Here is a 1161-nt window from a genome sequence, read left to right on the forward strand (position 1 = left end):
GCGCCCGCGCGGTGCTGCCCGCGCGCGCCCCGGCGGACGGGGTGCCCACCATCCCCTTCGCGTCGCCCGCGCGCGGGGCGGCCCCGGGGGGGCCGGGGGCCCCCGCGGGGCCCGCGACCAGTGCGGTCGCCGCCGCGGCCGGGATCGGAGTGTTCGCCACCGGTGGCCTGGGCGGGGTGCACCGGGAGGCCGCGCAGACCTTCGACGAGTCCGCCGACCTGGTGACGCTGGCCCGGACGCCGATCGCGGTGGTCTGCGCCGGGGTGAAGTCGATCCTCGACGTGGGCGCCACGCTGGAGCGGCTGGAGACGCTGGGTGTGGGCGTGGTCGGCTACCGCACCCGCCGCTTCCCCGGCTTCTACCTGACCGACGCCGGCTTCGACCTGGACTGGTCGGTGGACTCGCCGGAGCAGGTGGCAGACGTGCTGGTCGCCCGGGAGCAGCACGGGGTGCACCGCGGCGGGTTGATCGTCGCCCATCCCCTGCCGGTCGACGAGCAGCTCGACCCGGCCCTGCACGACCGCACCCTGACCGAGGGGCTGGCCCTGCTGGAGCGCGACGGGGTGACGGGCAAGGCGGTCACGCCGTACCTGCTGGCGCACTTCCACTCGGCGACGCAAGGCGCGAGCCTGGCGGTGAACGTCCGGATCATCCTGCGGAACGCCGACCTGGCCGCCCGGGTCGCGGTGGCGGCGGCGGCCCGCCGCGCCGCCGCATGACGGCAGGTCGTGTCCTCGTCGTCGGGGACCTGATCACCGACGTGGTGGCGGTGCTCACCGGGCCGCCCGCCACCGGGTCGGACACCCCGGCGCGGATCAGCTTCAGCGGCGGCGGCCAGGCGGCGAACACGGCCGCCTGGCTCGCCGCGCTGCGCGTACCGGTGACGCTGGTCGGCGCGGTCGGGGACGACGGCCCCGGCCGGGAGCGGGTGACGGAGCTGGAACGGGCCGGCGTCGACTGCGCGGTCGTCCGCCGTCCGGACCGGGCGACCGGCACCGTGATCGTGCTGGCGTCGGGCGACGAGCGCACGATGATCACCGAGCGCGGCGCGAACCTGGCGCTGACCGCGGAGGCGGTCGACGCGGCGCTGGCCGGCGCACCCGACGCGCGGCATCTGCACCTGTCCGCGTATACCCTGTTGGACGCCGAGTCGCGCGGGGC

The 1161-nt window shown here is 77.2% G+C and carries 2 protein-coding genes; both read left to right on the forward strand.

Features of this window, described 5'->3' with window-relative positions:
* Positions 1-719: pseudouridine-5'-phosphate glycosidase (locus AB0I76_RS30370; RefSeq protein WP_357042713.1), on the forward strand; the 719-nt coding region annotated here is incomplete at its 5' end.
* Positions 716-1161: carbohydrate kinase family protein (locus AB0I76_RS30375; RefSeq protein WP_357042715.1), on the forward strand; the 446-nt coding region annotated here is incomplete at its 3' end. The genes AB0I76_RS30370 and AB0I76_RS30375, both read left to right, overlap by 4 nt.

The organism is Micromonospora sp. NPDC049799 (assembly GCF_040656655.1).
Lineage (GTDB): Bacteria > Actinomycetota > Actinomycetes > Mycobacteriales > Micromonosporaceae > Micromonospora.